Below are 20,692 nucleotides of genomic sequence, written 5' to 3' on the forward strand. Positions count from 1 at the left end.
CACGGGGTTGAATCCTCATCCAGCCGGGAAGAGATAAAGAGTGAAGTTTGTACCAATATGCTATAATTTTAAAAAAGTGCCGTTTCCCGCTTGAATTGAGGTATGTATATGGATTTTCTGCTTTTATTCAAAGAATGGTTCACAATCGAAAATGTGATGGCCTGGATTGAAAAATACCGTTCCTTCGGGCCGCTGCCAGGTGTGCTGCTCCCGCTCTCGGAAGCATTCCTGCCATTTTTGCCGCTGTTCCTTTTTGTCATGGCGAACGCGAATGCTTTCGGACTGGGATTCGGATTCCTTTATTCATGGATCGGATCTTCCGCAGGGGCCCTTCTTGTGTTCTTGCTCGTCCGTAGATATGGGGAAGCGAGGTTTTTCCGTTTTCTCCACCGGCATAAAAAGGTGCAAAGCTTGATGGACTGGGTGGAAAAACATGGCTTCGGCCCTCTTTTCCTTCTCCTTTGCTTCCCGTTCACCCCGTCGGCCATTGTCAATATTGTTGCCGGTCTATCTAGGATCAGCATGAATCAATATATGCTTGCCGTAATTGCCGGAAAAGCGGTGATGATTTTCATTCTGAGCTTTATCGGCTATGATATTGTCGCCCTTGTCAGGCAGCCGATACGGACGGCCATTGTCTTATTGGTCATCTTCATTCTTTGGTATGTTGGGAAAATCATCGAGGATCGGATGAAAGTGAAAATGAAGGAAAAAGGCTGAACTCAAACAAACGTGTTTCACAAAGAAAACTGCTGAATTGGCAGTTTTTTCTTTTGCAGCAAAGCGGAATGTATGTTCTGTAAGGGCAGCTGAAATATGGTATAATAGTAGTATTATAAACAAGGGAGATGGACGTGTGTCGCTACGTTTTGTCATCGGCCGGACGGGGAGCGGGAAAACGACGCTGTTCCTGAACGAGATCAAGGAGCGGCTGGCAGAGCAGCCCGATGGACCGCCGATTATCTATATAGTACCTGAACAAATGTCATTCCTGTCTGAATATGAATTAATCGGAACACCGGGCATCGCAGGCTCAATCCGTACCCAGGTGTACAGCTTTACGAGGCTTGCCTGGCGGATTTTGCAAGAAACCGGGGGCTCTGCAAGAGAACATGTGACAAGCTCAGGCCTGAACATGCTCATTCGAAAAATTATCGAGGACAATAAGGACAAGCTGAAGCTGTTCAAGAAAGCTTCTGACAAAGCTGGATTCGTGCAGCATATGGAAACGATGCTGACGGAATTCAAGCATTATTGCGTCACGCCGGAAAACCTCGCATCCAAAAAGGAGGAGTATGCCTTCGGGGCTGCCACCCGGACGTTGGGGGACAAGCTTCATGACATGGAACTCATTTACACAAAGTTCGAGGAGGCGTTGGCAGGAAAATATATTGATTCCAACGACTACCTGACGCTGCTTGCCGGTTCAATCGCAAATTCTCCTGAACTGAAAGCGGCGGAAATCTATATCGATGGCTTCCACAGTTTTACGCCTCAGGAGCTGGGGGTCATTGCCCAGCTGATGAAAAATTGCCGGCGCGTATCGATCGCCCTCGTGCTTGATCGTCCATTCCGCGGAGAGTTGCCGGGGGATCTTCATTTGTTTCGTCTGACAGGGGAGACCTATTCATCTATCTACTCGTTGGCAGAAGAAGCGGGCATTGCGGTAGAGGGCGATGTTCTGCTCTCAGGAGGGTACAGATTCAGTGATCCCAGCCTTGCTCATCTGGAGGAAGAGTTTCACAGCAGGCCGATTGCTCCCTATGCCGGTGACCCTGCCCTTGTCTTTCAGACTGCCGCCAACCGCCGTGCAGAGCTCGAAGGGACGGCCAGGGAAATCCGGCGGCTTGTCATGGAGGAAGGGTACCGTTATCAGGAGATTGCTGTGCTGATGAGGAATGGCCAGGAGTATGATGAGACGATGCAGTCGGTATTCCGAGATTACAGCATCCCTTACTTTATTGACCGCAAGGAGCCGATGCTCAACCACCCGCTTGTGGAGCTGATTCGGTCTGCTCTTGAAGTCATCAGTGGGAACTGGAAGTATGAAGCGGTATTTAGAGCCGTTAAAACGGACTTGCTCTATCCGTCCGGCAGCAAGCCCGAAACGATGCGGGAGCGGATGGACAGGCTCGAGAATTACTGCTTGGCCAATGGAATCAAAGGGAACAGGTGGACGGAGCCGGACCCATGGCCATATAAAAGGTTCCAAGGCCTGGAGCTGACAAAGACCGTGCAGACCGATGCGGAAAAAGTGATGGAGGCGGAAATCAATGAGGCGAGGGATATGGTGGCACTGCCTCTGATCAAGCTTGGAAAAAGACTGAGAAAAGCGAAGAAGGGCCGGGATTTTTGTGAGGCGGTCTATTTATTTCTAGAAGAATTGGATGTTCCTGAGAAGCTTGAACGGCTCAGCGATGAAACGGAAGCAGCAGGACGGCTCGTTGAGTCGCGGCAGCATGACCAGGCGTGGAGAGCTGTCATCGAATTGCTCGACCAGTTTGTCGAAATTCTTGGAGAAGAAGAGATGACGTTAAAAAAATTCATGCTCGTCATTGATTCCGGCATTGAAGCGATGAAGTTTTCTCTCATTCCGCCCGCGATCGACCAAGTTTTTGCGGCGGACTTAGAGAAATCCCGCCTGTCCCATATTAAAGCAGCGTTCATTCTTGGCATGAACGACGGCGTTATGCCGGCAAAGGCCGGGGATGACGGTATTTTAACGGATGAGGACCGGAAGCGGCTTACAAGCACAGGACTCGAAATCGCTCCAAGCAGCAAGGAGCGTCTTCTTGATGAAGATTTTGTGGCGTACCGGGCGATGACGATTGCGAGCGAGCGCTTATATCTTTCTTATCCGCTGGCAAGCGATGAAGGAAAGGGGCTGCAGCCTTCCCCGTATTTAAAAGGGGTAAGAGAAATGTTTCCGAAGGCAGCTGACAAAAGGTATGTCAACGACCCGTCAGAACTGGCGGAGAAGGAACAGATCGGCTACATCTCCCACCCGGATACGGCCATCTCTTATTTGACTTCGCAGCTCAATTTAAAGAAACGTCAATACCCGGTCGCGGCTTTTTGGGAGGATGTCTACAATTTCTACATGGAGACACCCGAGTGGAAAAACAAGGCGGTTAAAATTCTATCGAGCCTTTTTTATCAGAACGAGCCGAAAAAGCTGTCGGAATCAACAAGTCTGGAGCTGTACGGCGATGACATTCTTGCGAGTGTGTCCAGGATGGAATTGTTCCAAAGCTGTCCGTTTTCCCATTTTGCAACCCATGGCCTTAAATTAAAGGAAAGGGATATCTTTAAGCTGGAAGCTCCACATATCGGCGACCTGTTCCATGGAGCACTGAAGTGGATTGCGGATGAAATTACGAGAAGCGGCCTATCATGGGGCAGCCTGACTAAGAAACAATGTGCCCAACTGGCGCAAGCGGCTGTTGAGGAGCTGGCGCCGAAACTGCAAAATAACATTCTTTTGAGCTCAAATCGTTATTTTTATATAAAAAGAAAGCTGGAACAGATTATCAGCAAGGCTTCATATGCGTTGAACAGCCATGCTGGCGCAAGCGGCTTTGCCCCTGTCGGCCTGGAAATTGAATTCGGGCCGCAGAAGCCGCTCCCTCCGTTCTCTTTTTCTTTGCGGAACGGGACTCGCATGCAGCTGCAGGGCAGAATTGACAGAGTCGATATGGCGAAAGATGAGAGCGGTGTTTACCTGCGGGTGCTGGATTACAAGTCGAGTGAACGGAACCTCGATATGACGGAGGTTTACTATGGACTCGCTTTGCAGATGCTGACGTATCTAGACATCATCATCACTCATTCCAAGAGGCTTGTAGGGGTTGACGCCTCGCCAGCAGGTGTTCTTTATTTCCATGTACACAACCCGCTTATCGACAGCAAAAAGATTTTGACGCTCGAAGATATAGAAAAGGAACTTCTCAAAAGCTTCAAAATGAAGGGAATGCTTGTTGGCGAGGACAGTGTGATCAGACTGATGGACAGCGGTCTTGAGCAAGGACATTCCGACATGGTTCCTGTCCGGCTGAATAAAGATCGTTCCCTCTCAAAAAGTTCACAAGCGGCAAGCATGGAAGACTTTAAAGTGATGCAGAAACATGTGAGAAAGATTTATGAGGAGGCCGGAAACCGGATTCTGGACGGGGAAGTCGGGGTCGAACCGTACCGGCTGAAGGAACGGACTCCTTGCCAGTTCTGTTCCTACAAACCGGTCTGTCAGTTCGATCAATCGCTTGAACATAACTGGTACCGGATCCTGCTGCCCGAGAAACCCGATGAAGTACTCAGGAAGATGAAGGAGGGGATGGCAGAATGAAGACGCTGATGCCGGCAAAGCCGGAGCAATCTCTTTGGACCGATGACCAATGGAAAGCAATTGTTGCCAAAGACCAGGATATCCTTGTGGCGGCAGCTGCGGGATCAGGGAAGACGGCCGTACTTGTTGAAAGGATCATCCAGCGTATTCTGTCCAATGAGGATCCATTGAACATTGATGAACTCCTCGTCGTCACCTTTACAAATGCATCCGCGCAGGAGATGAGGCAGCGGATCGGAGAGGCGCTGCAAAAGGCAATTGACGAGCGTCCGGATTCTGATCACCTGCGGAGACAGCTTGTTTTGCTAAACAGCGCTTCGATCTCTACCTTGCATTCGTTTTGTCTTGAGGTGATCCGGAAATTTTACTATATGATCGATGTCGATCCGGGTTTCAGAATCGGGGATGAGACGGAGATTGACTTGCTCCGTGATGAGGTGCTGGAAGATCTGTTTGAAGAAGAGTATGGCAAAGAGGAAAACGATAAATTTTATCGGCTTGTCGATACGTTTACGAATGACCGGAGCGATCATGGTCTGCAGGAGCTTGTCCTCAAGCTTTATGATTTCTCCCGCTCGCATCCAAAGCCGGCAGCATGGCTCTATGAGCTGCCGCTCCTTTATGATGCAAGAAATATAGGAAAGATTGATGACCTGCCGATTATCGCTCCTCTCAAGCAAGATGTCCTCTTGAAGCTTTCAGGGGCGAAGGATGCGTTGGAAGAAGCATTGAACATCGCTAAAATGCCGGGAGGCCCGGCGCCAAGAGCTGCTGATTATGAAGAGGATCTAGCGGTTGTCAGCCGTTTGCTCGAGGCAGCCGCTGCGGACTGGCAGACGCTTCATGATGAAATGAAGGGCTGGAAATTCGGTCGGGCCAAGACGGTAAAAGGTGACGAATACTTGCCTGAACTGAAGGATGCGGCAGATAGTTTGCGGAAAAAAGCAAAAGGAGCCATCGAGAAATTGGCTGGAGAGCTTTTTTCCCGAGGGCCTGCAAGCTTTTTGCAGGATATGCAGGAAATGGTGCCGGTATTAAAGGAGCTCGTGCGAGTCGTTCTTCGCTTTTCGGATAAATTTGATGATGTGAAGAGAGAAAGGGCACTTGTCGATTTCTCTGATCTCGAGCATTTATGCCTCCGGATATTGGAGGATGGAGAAGAAGAAGGGTCTGATTATCGACCATCTGAGGTGGCGTTGAGCTACAAATCGAAATTCAAGGAGATACTCGTCGATGAATACCAGGACGTGAATATGGTGCAGGAGAGCATTTTGCGTTTAGTTGCACAGGATGGGGAATATGACGGCAACCTCTTCATGGTCGGAGATGTGAAACAATCGATCTATCGGTTCAGGCTGGCTGAGCCAAATCTTTTCCTCGGGAAATACCGCCGATTTACATCGGAAGGGGAAGGCACCGGCCTGAGAATCGATTTATCAAGGAATTTCCGGAGCCGCAGCCAGATTCTTGATGGGACGAACTTTGTCTTCAGGCAGATTATGGGCATGAATGTCGGCGAAATCGAGTACAATGACGATGCCGAATTAGTAAAAGGTTCTGCTTACCCTGAAGATGAGCAGTTTGCCGTTGAGCTCGCCGTGATTGACCAGGCCGACGAGGAATCTGGGGAGACGGATGGCGCCGGGGATGGGTTTGACAGAGCTTCACTGGAGCAGTCCAGGCTCGAGGCGCGGTATATGGCTGAAAAGATCCGCGGCCTTGTCGACTCCAGACATCCGGTCTTAGATTTGAAATCCAAGCAGGAGCGGCCGATTCAGTATCGGGACATTGTCGTCCTGCTTCGTTCAATGCCATGGGCAGAGGATATTATCGAAGAGTTCAAGCATGCCGGCATCCCGGTTTATGCCAATTTGTCGACAGGCTATTTTGAAGCGACAGAAGTGACGCTTATGCTGTCGCTGTTGAAAGTAATCGATAATCCGGACCAGGATATTCCGCTGGCGGCCGTACTGCGGTCTCCGATCGTTGGGCTAACCGAGGAAGAGCTCGCTTACATCCGGATCGAGGCCAAAAAAGAAAGTTTTTATGAGGCGGCTAAGCAGTTCATCCGCCTTCCGGCTATGCCGGAAAAAGCGGAAGCCCAGCGGAAGACGGCTGAGCTGTTCTCCCTGCTTGAGGAATGGAGAGGGTTGGCGCGTTCAGGCGCACTGTCCGGGTTGATCTGGCAGCTGTACCGCGACACAGGTTTCTACGAGTTTGCGGGAGGGCTGCCGGGAGGAAAGCAACGACAGGCCAATCTGCGGGCATTGTATGATCGTGCCCGGCAATATGAACAGACCTCCTTCAGAGGACTGTTTCGCTTCCTCCGGTTCATTGATAGAATGAGGGAGAGAGGAAACGACCTTGGGGTGGCTCGTGCGCTCGGCGAACAGGAGGACGTGGTCCGGCTGATGACAATCCACTCGAGCAAGGGGCTGGAATTCCCGGTAGTTTTTGCAGCAGGCCTTGGGCGGCAGTTTAATATGATGGACCTGAATAGCAGCTTCCTGTTTGACAAAGATCTGGGGTTTGCGACGAAATACATTAATATTGAAAAACGCATTTCTTATCCTTCTCTGCCCCAGCTGGCAATGCGCCGAAAAAAGAGGCTGGAATTGCTTGCGGAGGAGATGCGTGTCCTCTATGTAGCGATGACACGTGCAAAAGAGAAACTGTATTTATGCGGAACTGTCAAAGATGCCGAAAAAGAGAAGCAGAAATGGCTTTCTGCAGCAGGAGGACAGGATGGCTGGCTGCTGAAGGACAGTGATCGTGCTGCTGCAACTAGTTATTTGGACTGGCTTGTTCCGGCTGCAATCCGGCACAGGGATGCAGAGGCAGTCTTTGGTCCTGTCAGGACAGCGGAGTACCTCCGCGGCGACCGGTCGAGCTGGAAGATCGGCATTTATCCGAAATCATCCTTTGAAGAAAGGCCGGCAGAACCGGCTGCAGACAGCGAGGATGGCTGGCTCACTGCCATAAGGGAGGGAAGGATATACGAGGCCGAATCGGATTCAAAGGAACTGATTTACAACCGCCTCTCCTGGTCCTACCCTCATTTTCTGGCGACGAATAAGATGTCGAAGCAATCTGTTTCAGAATTAAAAAGAATGCAAGAAGAGCATGACGAAGCGAGCGGGACACTTATCACTCGCAAAAAAGTGTTCGACCGGCCGAAGTTTATGCAAAGCAAAGCATTGTCCCCGGCAGAAAGAGGGACAGCGATGCATACAGTGATGCAGCATGTACCTCTTGAACGCACGCCCTCTGTCATCTCGATCGAAGCGCTGCTTGATGACCTCGTACAAAAGGAAATTCTCACATCCGAGCAGGCGGATACTGTCTCCAGTGAGCAAATAGCGGAGTTTTTCCGGAGCGGGCTCGGCAGCCGATTGCTTGCAGCCAAGCATGTCTGGCGAGAAGTACCGTTTACGATGGGCATTCCGGCCAAAGAGATTTATCCCGATTGGGACGGCCAGGAGGAAAAAGTCCTTGTGCAGGGCATCATTGACTGTGTGTTTGAAGAAGAAGATGGCTACGTATTGCTTGATTTTAAGACTGACACAATCGAGGGCCGATACCCAGGTGGTTTCGAACAGGCAGAGAAACAATTGCTGAAACGCTATAAAGTACAAGTCCAGCTCTATGAAAGGGCAATTGAAAATATTTGGAAACGGCCGGTTATCGCATCATTCCTTTACTTTTTCGACGGTGGGAGCCTGCTTGAGGTCAAATCCGGCGAGTAAGGCGAACAAGCACTAAAAGCAAAATGAGTTGCCCGCGGCAGGCAATTAAAATTTTTGCCAGTCATCTTACTAACCAGCCGTAAATATGCATGTGAAAGGGTTTGTCCAGAAAATCAGTGAAACTGATGATCTGTGGCAAGCTCTTTTTTTGTACGGGTCTAAGAAAAAAATGTAAAAATAATATTGTAACACGATGTACATCGTGTTACGATGTAGCTATTGAAGGCCGAGGTGAGGAATTGAATAAGGAGCTGCTAAAAGGAAGCATAAACATTTTGTTGTTGGCGTTGATTGCCCAAGAAGCCCGATACGGCTACGAGTTAGTGAAGATGCTGAAGGAGAGAAGCGGCGGCACTTATGAAATGAGTGAAGGCACGCTTTATCCAGCATTAAAACGGCTGGAGAAGAACAAATGGGCCGAGTCGTTCTGGCAAGAGACAGAAACCGGGCGGAGGAAATATTATAAAATTACAGAAACAGGTCATGAAGAGCTTGTTAGGCTGCTTCAGGAATGGGGACAAATCCACCTCTTGATCATGGCCTGTGCGGAGGGAATAGAATGAACCTTATCGATCAATATGTCCAGTCGATACTGGCACATGTGGAGAGCGGGAGGCCGGAAAGAGAAGAGCTTCGCAAAGAGCTGGTCGGCCATTTGGAAGATGCCAAAAGAGAGCATGAACGCAAGGGGAGGAATGAGCAAGAAGCGATCAGGGCGGCAATCTCTGATTTCGGGGATGCGGAGGAAGTAGGAGATGCATTGCAGAAAACAATTGCTCCTTTTTCCAAACCACTTCTTTATGTACAAGGCACGCTGCTGCTGCTTTATACATTCGCCATCTATATGTACGGATGGCTGAGGTTTGCAGAAACGCATTGGCTCTGGCTTTTGCTCAGCGTACTGCTTGGACTGTTTATTCTCATTGCCGGCTACTATCCTTCCATTATTGCAAAACACAAGCTGCTAGCGGGAAGCCTGATTGCATTGACGATACCCATTTCCTCATTGGGCGTGTTTGTCACTGACACAAGCCCTGCAATGATCAGGAATTCGGGCATGCTCGTATGGTTGCTTGTTTTCATTGGAAGTTTGATGATTTGTACGATGATTGTTCTTCGCAACCCAAACTGGGTTTTGGCAACAAAAAAGGAAAAACGGATGCGAATTCTTTTGCATTTGATGAATATACTTTGCGGCATCTTCGTGATCGGTTATTCTGCTATTCTATTAATGGGCATGCTTGCTTTCGGCTTTGTTTTACCTTATGGCCTAATTCCATTCCTATTAACAGGCGGCTGGATTTTGTTTTATGTTTTGCAGTATAGAAGCTTTAAAAAGAAATCAAGGATCGGCCTTTACCTGACAGCCGGCTTGCAGGCGATTTTGCTGCTGTTTGTCCTCGTGATTCTAAGCAAGCTTTTCTTCATTTAACAAAAGAGGTGATGAAATGAAAAAGAAGGCACGTGTGCTTATTGTTGCAGCAATTGTCGTTCTGCTTGCCGTTGTACTGCTTGTTTTTGGCCAGGGATCGGAGAAGATGGCAAAACCAGTGCTGACCGGGACGTATGACATCTCACCGGATGAAACAGAGGTCGTGTATACGACCGAAAAGGATGGAAAGACCACGGTGTATTGGCAAAATGAGGGCGAAGAGAAAGGGACAATAATCGCATCATTAGAAGCACCATGGAGTGTGACAGATGTTGCATTCATGCCCGGAGGGGCGGATATCGCGATTGCAGCAAACCGGGCGGATAAGGAGAATCCCGAAAGCAGAGTTTTCCTCATGAACCGGAAGGGCGTTGAGCAGGAACTGTTATCGACGGAGGGGCTTATTGCTGAGATTGCTTTTACGAAAAATGGTGATGAATTGTATTATCTATTTGCGGGTGTGTATACCAATTATTCTCCGATTACCGGGGAACGGCCGCATGATATGGATATCTACCAATTGGACGTAAAGACGAAGGAAACGAGCAGGATTACGAACTTGAAAGCCTACTCGATGAGCAGTCTAGCTCTGTCCTCAGATGAAAAAGTGCTATATATATCAATGCCCGGCAGTGGCAACGCAGAAACAGCCGAAGAAATATTTGCGGAAAAGGATCAGCTTTATGCAGTCGAACTGGACGGAGACCGAACGGCAAAACCTTCCTTTCTGACCGAGGATAACGTATATGAGGCAACGATCGATCCGGCAGGAAATAGGGCGGCGTTCATTATGATTGCAAACCCGGAAGAAGGCGGGACGTATGAATATGAGCTGTATGAAAAAGAGAACGGGCAAAAGGATGCAACGAAACTTACAAATTATAAGAAGCTTGTAACCTCACCAAAATATAGTCGGTCCGGTGAACATCTTTACTATATGGTCAATCACACGTTTCCAAGCCGGCAGCCGGACTTCCGCCTTTATCGAGCGGATGGGAAAGGACAGAATCCAGAAGAGATTACATTATCTCCAGCCGAATAGGAAAGGACTGCCTGGATCCAGGCAGTCCTTTCATGTATATGAAGCTTACGCATTTCCAGTTTGCGGCTGGTCGATCAGGCTCGTATTCAGCGTATTGTTCGCACTGATCCCGCTGGAGGAGCAGAGGAAGGCACCCACACTGAAAGAGCCGGCACCCGCAGATGTTTTCGTAGAAGACTTTGGCGAGATAACAGCCGTATCCCCGAACTGGACTACCCCGCCATCAATCGTGAATATTTGTAAGGGTCCAATAAAAGCAGGCATTCGATCCATCCTTTCCATCATTATTGACTCCGGCTGCTTTCGGCGTGGAGTCTCTCTCTCGGCAACTGGCGGATATGCAGGACGCGTGAGGCGAGCCGAGCAGATCCGGTGTTGCCGATATGCAGTATGCCAGATACGGAAATACCATGAATATGGATGAAGTCGACTTGAATATCAGGGCATTCATCCCGCTTGCGGATTACCGGCGCGGAGGATACCGGAGGAAAAACAGGACTGGGAAAGTGGAAAATCCTGTATTGTCTCCAATCTCCTTCCTGTCCAGAAAAAGTGGGCAGCGGCCGTTGTACTGCCAAAGCAACTGAGAAGGGGTTCAGATGGGCACTGTCCCCTACTTCAAGAACTGCCGAAAAAAGCATAGCGTTGACATGTACGCCAGAAACCAAAGAATTACGCATGGTTATCTCTTCAACGGTTCTCTACTGGGGACGGCTGCTCCAAAGTCCCGATAATCAAAGACTCTGGCGGCGTATCAAAGAATGAAGACATTTGAATAATATCGGCATCCCCGACAAGTAGCAGGGAGGAGGTCGTTAGTCCGGTTACATCAATATAGCCGACATGAAGTCCGCAATTCACTACATTCAGTTCCATATTAAACATCCCCTTTAAGAAGTGTGAGATCCTTTTATAAAAGAATGGATGGCTCCATCTATGTCTTCCACCATTTGCCCATAAATTCTTTCCGTAATCATACTCTTGTTATCTTCTCCGCTGCCCCTGAAGTCCGGCTGGTTTGCATAATGATCAATTCTGGAAGGTATTTGCTTCTCAAGCTCACTCTTAATGTGTGCAAGCAATTCAGGGGGGTGGCCAGCGGCACTCAAACGATTTAGTCCGTCATCAACGTGGGAAATCAATTTGCCGGTCAGATCATTCCTCGTTTCTACTGTCAATGGTGATCCGAAGTTGTCCGGAGAGATTCCTAGATCCTCGATTTCCTTCAGCTGGGCTGGGTTCATGCCGATATTCAATGTTCCCTCCAATGTTTCCACCTTGAGCTGGTCAAACTTATATTCAAGCCGGCCGACCGTAACGGGCGGCTTCGCTTTCAGCGCTTGGACATCTTCAGATAGTTGTCTCATCGCAGCATGCAGTTGATTGATTTCCATTTGCTGCTGTCCAACAAGCTGGTACAGCTGCTGGATACAATAGGCATAATCCATTCTGTCACCTCAAATCTTTTTAGCCAAGCGGAACAAAACTGCTGATCTCCATCGCATTTGCTTGTGCTGCTAGAGTAGGGGCAGGTTTTGTGAAACCTCCCGTATTGGCCAGGTTGGCAACAGGCGTGATCAATCCTGCAGTCCCGATTTGCAAGACAGAGGAGTTCGTTACGGCTCCAATTTTGATCATCCGTATCTCTATATGCTGCTGGACGTTGATTACCAAATCTGTCACACCCCTGTTACAAAGTAAACGCAATCCCTTGATCGAACAAGTCGGGGTCATTCGTGTTCGTCGCAGATCTCCAGTTGGTAACGTGTATGGAATCTCCTGTATTAAAAGAGCCTGCTCCGGCAAACGTTTTGCTCGCCGATTTGGGGCTGATCCGGTATACATCGCCCACATTGACAACCGCGGACGTACCGACGCTGATAACCTGCATTGCTCCGACAATCCCCGGCAAGGAGAACACTTCCTTTTTCAATCACTTTCTGTATGTTATGTGACAAGAAAACAATTTGTGATTCCATTCACCCGAAGACTCCCCAATATGATATATTCGTAGGATAGAGTAAAGGAGGCCCGCAGACCGGGCCATTTATTGAATGATGTGTCAGGAGGAAGTTGAATGAAAGAAATCGTAAGCAAGCAACGAACGGATGGGAGAATCAAGTCGCTGGATGTGCTGAGGGGCTTTTCTCTGCTTGGCATATTGCTCGTCAATATGATTAGCTTCCATTCTCCGTTTGGCTATTATAATCCATACGAATGGTGGGAATACGGAGATAGAACAGTGTTTTCGTGGATTGATATTCTCGTCCAGGCCAGCTTTTATCCGATTTTTGCAATGATGTTCGGCTATGGGATCACCATTATGTATGAGAAGATGAGAAAGCAGAACATGCCTTTTTATAAAATCAATATCCGCCGTCTTCTTATTCTGCTAATGTTCGGAGTGGTCCATGCCTTCCTTATCTGGCACGGAGACATATTGATCACCTATGCACTCATGGGCCTACTCCTGCTGATTTTTATCCGTCAATCAGGACGGACGCTAATTCTCACCGGGATTCTTCTTTACCTGATTCCAATGTCGCTGCTGAGTGCCGTGTCGCTCTTATCGCCGCTGACGGATTATACTGATATTGTCGGGCTGCAGTACTCGGCGCAGACATATGCGACAGGATCATTTGCCGAAATTATAAAACAGCGCTTCCTTGACTGGTATGCCAGTAACGGAGTGGCCGGTTTCTTCATGTATATTTTTATGATCTTGCCTCTCATGATGATTGGTGCTGGAGCCGGAAAGCTTCATTGGCTGCAAAAAGTCCGGGATAACAGGAAAAAGTGGCTGGCAGTCCTTTTGATTTTCCTGCCGATTGGATTGCTGTTCAAATATCTTCCACTTTTCTTTGGCTATTCATTGAGTGTTCAAGTTGCCCAGGATCTAATGGGAGGGCCGCTTCTTGCTGTTGCCTATATTGCAATCATCGTTCTTCTGACTTCCTATCATAAGCTGGAACGCTTCTTTAAACCGTTTGCTTCTGCTGGAAGGATGTCGCTGACTGTATATTTGACTCAGTCGATCATCGGCACGCTGATTTTCTACCAATACGGGCTTGGGTTATATGGGAAAGTTTCGATGTCTACAGGTACGTGGCTGGCGATCGCCATTTACATTATCCAGTTGATTGTGGCAGATATGTGGCTGGGCAAGTTCAGGCAGGGGCCGATGGAAAACCTTTGGAGAAAGCTGACGTACGGGAAAAAGTATCAAAACATGCACCAGGACAGGGCTGAAGCGGGCAAGTTGTGAATTTACATTCGCTCCGATCAGCCGAAAAGGAAAAAGCCGAGATGATGCAGGCCATGTCCTGATTATGGTAAGATAGGAAGGAAAGAAATAATCGCCAATGCTTAGGAGGTAGACCGATGTTTGACCAGACGCATGCACACATTACAACATGGATTGTTGCGCTTATCCTTTTCGTTATTGCCATCATGTTAAATAAAGGCGGCAATGCAAAAGGAACCAAAATTGTACATATGATTTTGCGCCTGTTTTATATATTAATTATCGTAACAGGTGTCTTGATGTTCGTACGGCACAGCAGCTATAATCCGATGCTCTATGGCTTTAAATTTCTAGGCGGCCTCGTCGTCATCAGCATGATGGAAATGGTGCTGGTTCGTTCTAAAAAGGATAAAAAGACCACTGTATTTTGGGCTATCCTCATTATTGCTTTTATTGTCACATTCCTTCTTGGCGTCAAATTGCCGCTTGGCTGGAATTGGCTTGCCTAATCATAAACAGGAAAAACCGCAGCGAAGCGGTTTTTTTTGTTAAAGATTTACGTGACTTTAGACCTGTTGTTTTTTAAACTATAATAAACGGCAAAATTGACTAAATATGTCGAAAATTATTCTGGTGGTGAGATGAGGGATGGTCAACTATAAAAAGAACGACACCGCTGAACAGGCAGCGGATCACCTCATGCTGCATGTTAAACAGAATGGGCGGCTATTGACCGATTATGCAAACAGAACTGACTGGCGGCCCGAAATGCAAGATAGACTAAGGCAAATGATTTCGGACTCCGAGTCGGCAGCGGAAGAGCTGAGGAGGATGGAGAGACATCTTGCTTCAATCAAAAGTTACTTCCATTCAATAGTGAACAATAGCAGTGACATCGTTTTTACAATAGACCTTAACGGTCGTTTTACCAGTGTAAATCCGGCATTTTTGCGAGTGTTCGGTGGAACTGCAGGAGGGTGGGCCGGGAAATCTGCCATTGATGCAGCAACGAAAGACAGAAAAAAGATCCTGCGGAAATTTCGCCGAACATTGAGCGGCAAAGCCGTTGAAACTGACATTCGAATCGATCAGCATAATGCTGGGCGTAAGATACTGCAACTGCACATGATCCCCATTACTATCCATGATTCTGTTCGGGAAGTGTTTGTTCTCGCAAGGGATATAACCGAACAGCGGAATATGGAAGAGAGGATGGAGTATCTTGCTTTCTATGACCAAAATACAGGACTGCCAAACCGGGCCAAGTTCGATCTGATCTTACGATCCGAAGTAGAGGATGCGATGCGGGCCGGAACGTTTGTCACTGTCATGTTTTTGGGCATTGACCGCTTTAAGTTTATTAACGACACACTCGGCCATTATGCTGGTGATGACATTCTAAAAGAGCTCGGGCACCGGATTGCTTCGGCATTGCCGGAAAACACCTTTTTAGGCAGATTTGGCAGCGATAAATTTGTGATTATGCTTAAAGAGGAAGAAGACAGGCAGAGGATAGAAGAGCTTGGCAGAAAACTGCAGGATAAAATCCAGCAGCCGTTTATCTTTGACGGCAAGGAATTTTTTGTTACCGGGAGTATCGGGACGAGCATCCTTCCATTCGATGGAACGGATCATGCAGAGATAATGAAAAATGCGGATGCAGCACTGAACCAGGCAAAGACACTGGGCGGTAATCAAATGTTCTTTTATGCCGGGCATATGAACCGGGAGAATATCAATCGGGTCGAAATGGAACGGAGCATAAGAAGGGCACTTGAGCAGGAAGAATTCTATCTTGCTTATCAGCCGATTGTCAGAGTTGGAACGGAAAGGCCGGCAGGATGCGAAGCGCTGCTTAGGTGGGAACACCCTTCATACGGTCTTATTTCACCAGCGGAATTCATACCCGTCGCAGAGGAGACGGGACTGATTAACCCTCTTGGCAGATGGGTATTAAAGACAGCCTGCCGGCAAGCAAAATGCTGGCAAGAGGAAGGGACTGGCCAATTTGCCGTATCTGTAAATGTCTCTGCCTGTCAGTTACAAAACAAACGATTTATTGAGGATGTAAAAAATGCACTTGCTTACTCCGGCCTTGAGGCTGAATTTCTCCATCTTGAATTGACGGAGAGCGTGATGCTGAATCATACACTTGACACGATTCAAACGATGAAGGGGCTGCGGGATCTGGGTGTTAAAATTTCAATAGATGATTTCGGTACCGGTTATTCGTCGTTAAGCTATTTACGTCATTTGCCGATTGATACGCTAAAGATCGATCGTTCTTTCATTGAGCACATCCATCCCGGCTCTCCTGATTACGCAATTGTTGCGGCCATTATGACGATGGGCCATGGGCTCGGTCTGGAAATCGTTGCTGAAGGGGTAGAAGAATCAGGGCAATATAAAATCCTCAAGAACCTCGGCTCAGATTACGCCCAGGGCTTCGGGATTGGCAAGCCGATGAAGGCCGAGTTGTTCAGCGAATGGGCTGCGGAACGTGCCAAGCACTTCTTTGATGCAAAAGATTGACGCGCCATGTATAAAGAAGCTAATGTAGGAAGGTAGAGAAATTGAGGAGGTTGCAGTTTTGCTGAGAAAGATTTTTACGATTCTATTGGCTCCCATTCTGTTCTTTCAGGCGCTTCCCGCTCATGCGGAAACCGATGAAGGACGTACTTGGGAGGATGAGATCATTTATTCATTGCTTGTCGACCGTTTTAACAATGGCGACAATAGCAATGATTTCGACCGGGATACAAACAATCCGACAAGCTATCATGGCGGTGATTTCAAAGGGATTATCGACCAGCTCGATTATTTGAAGGATATGGGGTTTACTGCCATCCAGGTCTCTCCGATTTTTGCCAATGAAGCGGGAGGCTATCACGGTGAGTGGGTGACAGATTTCTATGCGGTCAATGAACATTTTGGCACAATGGATGAATTTAACAAGATGATTGCCGAAGCACACGGAAAAGGGATGAAGGTCATCCTGGAATTTGGCAGCGGTCTTGTCGGGGCCTCGCATCCGTGGGCTGGCGACCCTGATAAGAAAGACTGGGTACTGCCTTTGCAGGGGCAAAAACAGTACAAGCTGAATTATGGGAACGCCGAAGTCCAAGCGTACATTCGCGAGGCGGCTTCGTGGTGGATCGATGAAACGGATGTAGATGGTCTGCATTTTACAGTAGGCAAGGATGATCCGCAGAATGTCTGGACAGATCTTGCCGCAGGTCTTAAAAAGGATCATGATGCAATTTTTTTGAGCGGCATGATGGAGAGTTTCGACGGGCCGGCTGCAGCAAAGCTGATGGATGCCGGGTTTGACAGTGTGGCGGACGGAAAGATGAATGACGCCCTCAGGGAGGTATTCGTCAAGCCGGGTCAAGTCTTTAAACCCATGTTCGATGCTTGGGAAGACAATGTGAAAGACTATGCAAAACCAGGGATGCTCTCCGCTTATTTTGACAATAAGACGATGCACAGATATACAAAGGAGATGACCGACGATAAACAATTTCCGGGGTCAAGGTGGAAACTGGCGCTCACTTATTTGTACACCCAGCCTGAAATTCCATTTGTATACTATGGTACTGAAATAGCGGTAAATGGCGGGGAGCCGCCTGATAACCAAGCTTTGATGAATTTCCGCGCGGATAAGGAGCTTATCGATTATATCAAGAGGCTGGGCGAGTTGAGGAAAGAACATAAACCGCTCTCCCGCGGCGATGTAAAAGTATTGTATGATCAGGGAGGCATGACGGTCTTTGCCCGAACTTATAAAGAGGCTACGGTTGTTGTTGCGATAAACAATACGGTAGAGGATCAAAGTGTAACAATCCCAGCAGAAGAGCTGAAGGATGATATGGAATTACGGGGAATTTTCGGTACCGACCTTGTTAGAAGTGAAAATGGCGAGTACAAAATCTTTACAGACAGAGAGACGGCGGAAGTGTATAAATTGACTGACAAATCGGGTTATAATATTCCCTTTATTGCAGCGATGATCGGGGTTTTCGTCGTATTTATTTTATTCATGTTTATCGTTTGGAAACGGGGCAAAAAGAGAAATCCTTATCAAAACTAAAAGCTGTCCGGCCAGGCATTGTGCCTGCTGGACAGCTTTTTTATTTGCATGCGGCATTTATCCGTTTACTACCGCTCCGCCGTTTACATGGATGATTTGACCGGATACATAGCTGGAGTCTTCACTGGCGAGATACACGTATGCAGGGGCCAATTCCGCAGGCTCTCCTGGACGGCCAAGCGGCTGGGTTGCGCCGAATTTGCTGACCTTTTCTTCGGAAAAAGTAGATGGAATCAGCGGTGTCCAAATAGGGCCTGGTGCTACTCCGTTTACACGGATGCCTTTAGAGGCAAGAGATTTGGCCAATGATCGTGTGAATGAAACGATAGCTCCTTTTGTTGCAGAATAGTCGAGCAGCTCGGGGCTCCCTTCATAAGCCGTAATGGATGCTGTATTGATAATCGAGCTTCCTTGCTGCAGGTGAGGAAGGACAGCCTTTGCCATGAACATATACGAAAAGATATTGGTCCTAAACGTCTTTTCAATCTGTTCTTCTGTAATATCCAGAAGGCTTTTCTGAGGATGCTGCTCACCGGCATTATTGACAAGGATATCAATTCTGCCAAATGTATCCAACGTTTGTTGAACAATGGAACGGCAAAGTTCTTCGCTGCCGATATCACCGGAAATGAGCAGACACTTTCTGCCTTCCGCCTCCACCAGCCTTTTGGTTTCCTGCGCATCTTCGTCTTCTTCCAAGTAACAAACCGCTACATTTGCGCCTTCTTTCGCAAAATAAATCGCAGCGGACTTGCCGATGCCGCTGTCGCCTCCTGTAATAATGGCGACTTTGTCCTTCAATTTTTCGCTGCCTTTGTAATAGTCTTTAACAGACACTGGGCGGGGTCTCATGCTGGATTCGATCCCGGGTTGCCGATCCTGCTCCTGTTTTGGTAACGTCTGCTTTTCACTGTTGCTCATATGAAATCCCTCCATTCATAATTGAACCGTGGACATCCTATGATATACCCCATTTGCCAAAAATGTATGCACGGTTCGAGAGGGGAGAAGCATCAGCGATAATTTACAAACTGAAGATCAATCGGCAAGTCTGCCGCACGGATGGCCGCGATGATTTGCTGGAGATCATCACGGTCTTTGCCTGTCACGCGGATCTGCTCGTCCTGTACCTGGCTTTTGACTTTCAAGCCACTATTTTTGATGATTGCGTTGATTTTCTTCGCATTTTCCTTGTCGATGCCTTGGATCATTTTCGCTCGTTGGCGCACATTACCGCCGAAGGCATTCTCCATTTTGCCGTAATCGATATTTTTCGTTGGCACATTCCGCTTGATCAGCTTGCTTGCCAAGATATCTTTCAATTGCCCCATTTTGAATTCATCATCTGAAATGAGGACGAGCTCATCGTTCTCTAGCTTGATGTCACTTTTGCTCCCTTTAAAATCATACCTTGTCTGCACTTCTTTCAAGGCTGTCTGTATCGCATTCTTCACTTCTGTCAAGTCAACCTTTGACACGATGTCAAATGAGTTTTCTTTCGCCATATATAACCCCTCCATAACTCCGTTTTTATTCATTATAGGCAAAAGCGGGAGTAAGCCACAACAAAAACACCTGCATTAAGGGATGCAGGTGCCGGAGATACTATTATAAATGATCGGTTTTTTTTGAATAACTGTGTTTTCCCGCTTGGCGGTTTTTCTCACGCTGAATGTTTTTCACTTCATTGCGTGCCTGGTTGTCCTGCGGTTTCTTATCGTCGTCTTTTGTATTGAAAGACATGGCCATTCTCCTTTTCAACGTTGTCACAGATAGTATGGCCTGATGGAGAGGGTTTAGTCCTCCGTTTGATTCAAGAAGAAAATTGCCAATGTTCCCGGACCGGCATGGGAAGCGACGACAGAGCCGATCAGGTTGATGTAAAAACGTTTTGTTCCGTATTTTTCTTCGAGCATTTTCTTCGCTTCCAGGGCGAATTCCAGATCGTCGCCATGGCTGATGCCGATTTCCTGGTTCGCAAGGTCTTTGCCTCGTTCGCCAATCACGTCTATCATTCTTTTCAGCAGTTTCTTTCGTCCGCGAAGCTTTTCGATCGGGACGAGCTTTCCGTCTTCAACGTGAAGAAGTGGTTTGATGTTCAGAAGTCCGCCCAAAAAAGCGGAGGCCTTGGACAATCGTCCGCCCCTTGCCATGAAATCAAGATCTTCAACTGTGAAGATATGTTCCATATGATTGGCGCGGAAGATGCTGTCTTTTATCACCTTGTCTGGATCTTCCCCATTTTTGATCCCTTCAGCAGCAGCCTTTACGACCATTCCTTGCCCGAGTGAAACACATTTTGCATCGATGATCGTCAAGTCGAGATCAGGGTAATTCTCCTTCACTTGCTCCCGCACCATAACCGCCGTCTGGTAGGTACCCGATAATTGTGAAGACATCGGAATGAATAGGCCGCGTTTGCCAGACTCCGCCAATTCTGTAAAAGCTTCCTCAAGCTGCTGAGGTGATGCTTGAGAGGTTGTCGGCATTTTGCCTGCCCGGATCTCTTCGTAAACCTGCTTCGGATTTATCGTGACAAGATCCTTGTACTCCTTGTCCTCGATCTGGACTTGCAAGGGGATCAATTTCACATTATATTCTTCATAAAAGGACAGCGGCAGATCGGAGGCACTGTCGGCCAGTAATTGTAATGTCATGCTAATATCACCTTTCATGTATGATTAATGAATGAAAACGTTATACTGGACAATTCTGAAAGTTAATTTCATATTAAGTGTAACTGCTTTGCCAAAAAAGCACAACGAGAATTGCAGAGGATCAGGGAAAGGAGCACAA

The 20,692-nt window shown here is 47.7% G+C and carries 20 protein-coding genes; 10 read left to right on the forward strand and 10 right to left on the reverse strand.

The window, feature by feature from the left end; genetic code table 11:
- The first annotated feature begins 108 nt into the window (after positions 1 to 108).
- The 6 genes from AC0TWI_RS05420 (at position 109) to AC0TWI_RS05445 (ending at position 10,562) form a co-directional block, all read left to right on the forward strand.
- Positions 109 to 720, forward strand: a complete 612-nt coding sequence (locus tag AC0TWI_RS05420; protein ID WP_488125310.1) for a TVP38/TMEM64 family protein — start codon at positions 109 to 111, stop codon at positions 718 to 720.
- Positions 721 to 856: 136 nt separating this feature from the next.
- Positions 857 to 4,342 (forward strand): helicase-exonuclease AddAB subunit AddB, encoded by a 3,486-nt coding sequence (gene addB / locus AC0TWI_RS05425; protein ID WP_488125311.1) that lies wholly within the window; start codon positions 857 to 859, stop codon positions 4,340 to 4,342.
- Positions 4,339 to 8,088, forward strand: a complete 3,750-nt coding sequence (gene addA / locus AC0TWI_RS05430) for a helicase-exonuclease AddAB subunit AddA (protein WP_488125312.1) — start codon at positions 4,339 to 4,341, stop codon at positions 8,086 to 8,088. Before addB ends, addA begins: the two co-directional genes overlap by 4 nt.
- A gap of 239 nt (positions 8,089 to 8,327) precedes the next feature.
- Positions 8,328 to 8,651 carry a PadR family transcriptional regulator gene (locus tag AC0TWI_RS05435; protein ID WP_488125313.1) on the forward strand — a complete coding sequence of 108 codons (324 nt, stop codon included), beginning with the start codon at positions 8,328 to 8,330 and terminating at the stop codon, positions 8,649 to 8,651.
- Positions 8,648 to 9,520: a permease prefix domain 1-containing protein gene (locus AC0TWI_RS05440; protein WP_488125314.1), complete on the forward strand. Its 873-nt coding sequence runs from the start codon at positions 8,648 to 8,650 to the stop codon at positions 9,518 to 9,520. Before AC0TWI_RS05435 ends, AC0TWI_RS05440 begins: the two co-directional genes overlap by 4 nt.
- A 16-nt stretch (positions 9,521 to 9,536) precedes the next feature.
- A complete protein-coding gene (locus AC0TWI_RS05445; protein WP_488125315.1) occupies positions 9,537 to 10,562 on the forward strand; it encodes a hypothetical protein in 1,026 nt (341 codons plus the stop codon).
- A 45-nt stretch (positions 10,563 to 10,607) separates the two neighbouring features.
- On the opposite strand, the gene AC0TWI_RS05450 is transcribed toward AC0TWI_RS05445, so the two are convergent.
- From AC0TWI_RS05450 to AC0TWI_RS05475, 6 genes are read right to left on the reverse strand one after another with little or no spacing between them, the layout of a single operon-like run.
- A complete protein-coding gene (locus tag AC0TWI_RS05450) occupies positions 10,608 to 10,826 on the reverse strand; it encodes a spore germination protein (protein WP_488125316.1) in 219 nt (72 codons plus the stop codon).
- A gap of 20 nt (positions 10,827 to 10,846) precedes the next feature.
- Positions 10,847 to 11,242: a spore germination protein GerPE gene (locus AC0TWI_RS05455; protein ID WP_488125317.1), complete on the reverse strand. Its 396-nt coding sequence runs from the start codon at positions 11,240 to 11,242 to the stop codon at positions 10,847 to 10,849.
- Positions 11,243 to 11,252: 10 nt separating this feature from the next.
- Positions 11,253 to 11,438, reverse strand: coding sequence for a spore gernimation protein GerPD (locus AC0TWI_RS05460; protein ID WP_488125318.1), 186 nt, complete (start codon positions 11,436 to 11,438; stop codon positions 11,253 to 11,255).
- Between the two features lie 14 nt (positions 11,439 to 11,452).
- Positions 11,453 to 12,010, reverse strand: a complete 558-nt coding sequence (gene gerPC / locus AC0TWI_RS05465) for a spore germination protein GerPC (protein WP_488125319.1) — start codon at positions 12,008 to 12,010, stop codon at positions 11,453 to 11,455.
- Positions 12,011 to 12,029: 19 nt separating this feature from the next.
- Positions 12,030 to 12,236, reverse strand: a complete 207-nt coding sequence (locus AC0TWI_RS05470; RefSeq protein WP_488125320.1) for a spore germination protein GerPB — start codon at positions 12,234 to 12,236, stop codon at positions 12,030 to 12,032.
- A 16-nt stretch (positions 12,237 to 12,252) separates the two neighbouring features.
- Positions 12,253 to 12,474, reverse strand: coding sequence for a spore germination protein (locus tag AC0TWI_RS05475; protein WP_488125428.1), 222 nt, complete (start codon positions 12,472 to 12,474; stop codon positions 12,253 to 12,255).
- A gap of 165 nt (positions 12,475 to 12,639) precedes the next feature.
- Here AC0TWI_RS05475 and AC0TWI_RS05480 point away from each other — a divergent pair, with 165 nt between their 5' ends.
- The 4 genes from AC0TWI_RS05480 to AC0TWI_RS05495 all read left to right on the forward strand — a co-directional run bounded on the left by AC0TWI_RS05480 (position 12,640) and on the right by AC0TWI_RS05495 (position 17,896).
- The gene (locus AC0TWI_RS05480) at positions 12,640 to 13,827 is read left to right on the forward strand and encodes a DUF418 domain-containing protein (RefSeq protein ID WP_488125321.1); all 1,188 of its coding nucleotides are present in this window, start codon (positions 12,640 to 12,642) and stop codon (positions 13,825 to 13,827) included.
- A gap of 116 nt (positions 13,828 to 13,943) precedes the next feature.
- Positions 13,944 to 14,315, forward strand: a complete 372-nt coding sequence (locus AC0TWI_RS05485; protein ID WP_488125322.1) for a YisL family protein — start codon at positions 13,944 to 13,946, stop codon at positions 14,313 to 14,315.
- A 139-nt stretch (positions 14,316 to 14,454) separates the two neighbouring features.
- Positions 14,455 to 16,338, forward strand: coding sequence for a putative bifunctional diguanylate cyclase/phosphodiesterase (locus AC0TWI_RS05490; RefSeq protein WP_488125323.1), 1,884 nt, complete (start codon positions 14,455 to 14,457; stop codon positions 16,336 to 16,338).
- A gap of 58 nt (positions 16,339 to 16,396) precedes the next feature.
- Positions 16,397 to 17,896, forward strand: a complete 1,500-nt coding sequence (locus AC0TWI_RS05495) for an alpha-amylase family glycosyl hydrolase (RefSeq protein WP_488125324.1) — start codon at positions 16,397 to 16,399, stop codon at positions 17,894 to 17,896.
- 57 nt (positions 17,897 to 17,953) lie between these two features.
- Here AC0TWI_RS05495 and AC0TWI_RS05500 read toward each other — a convergent pair whose 3' ends face one another.
- The 4 genes from AC0TWI_RS05500 to AC0TWI_RS05515 form a co-directional block, all read right to left on the reverse strand.
- The gene (locus AC0TWI_RS05500; protein WP_488125325.1) at positions 17,954 to 18,817 is read right to left on the reverse strand and encodes an SDR family oxidoreductase; all 864 of its coding nucleotides are present in this window, start codon (positions 18,815 to 18,817) and stop codon (positions 17,954 to 17,956) included.
- Positions 18,818 to 18,909: 92 nt separating this feature from the next.
- A complete protein-coding gene (locus AC0TWI_RS05505) occupies positions 18,910 to 19,401 on the reverse strand; it encodes a YajQ family cyclic di-GMP-binding protein (RefSeq protein ID WP_488125326.1) in 492 nt (163 codons plus the stop codon).
- Positions 19,402 to 19,504: 103 nt separating this feature from the next.
- Positions 19,505 to 19,639, reverse strand: coding sequence for a DUF3941 domain-containing protein (locus AC0TWI_RS05510; protein ID WP_488125327.1), 135 nt, complete (start codon positions 19,637 to 19,639; stop codon positions 19,505 to 19,507).
- Positions 19,640 to 19,692: 53 nt separating this feature from the next.
- The gene (locus tag AC0TWI_RS05515; RefSeq protein ID WP_488125328.1) at positions 19,693 to 20,553 is read right to left on the reverse strand and encodes a DegV family protein; all 861 of its coding nucleotides are present in this window, start codon (positions 20,551 to 20,553) and stop codon (positions 19,693 to 19,695) included.
- Between the last annotated feature and the right edge of the window lie 139 nt (positions 20,554 to 20,692).

The sequence above is a fragment of the Lederbergia sp. B243.17 genome, assembly GCF_057657925.1.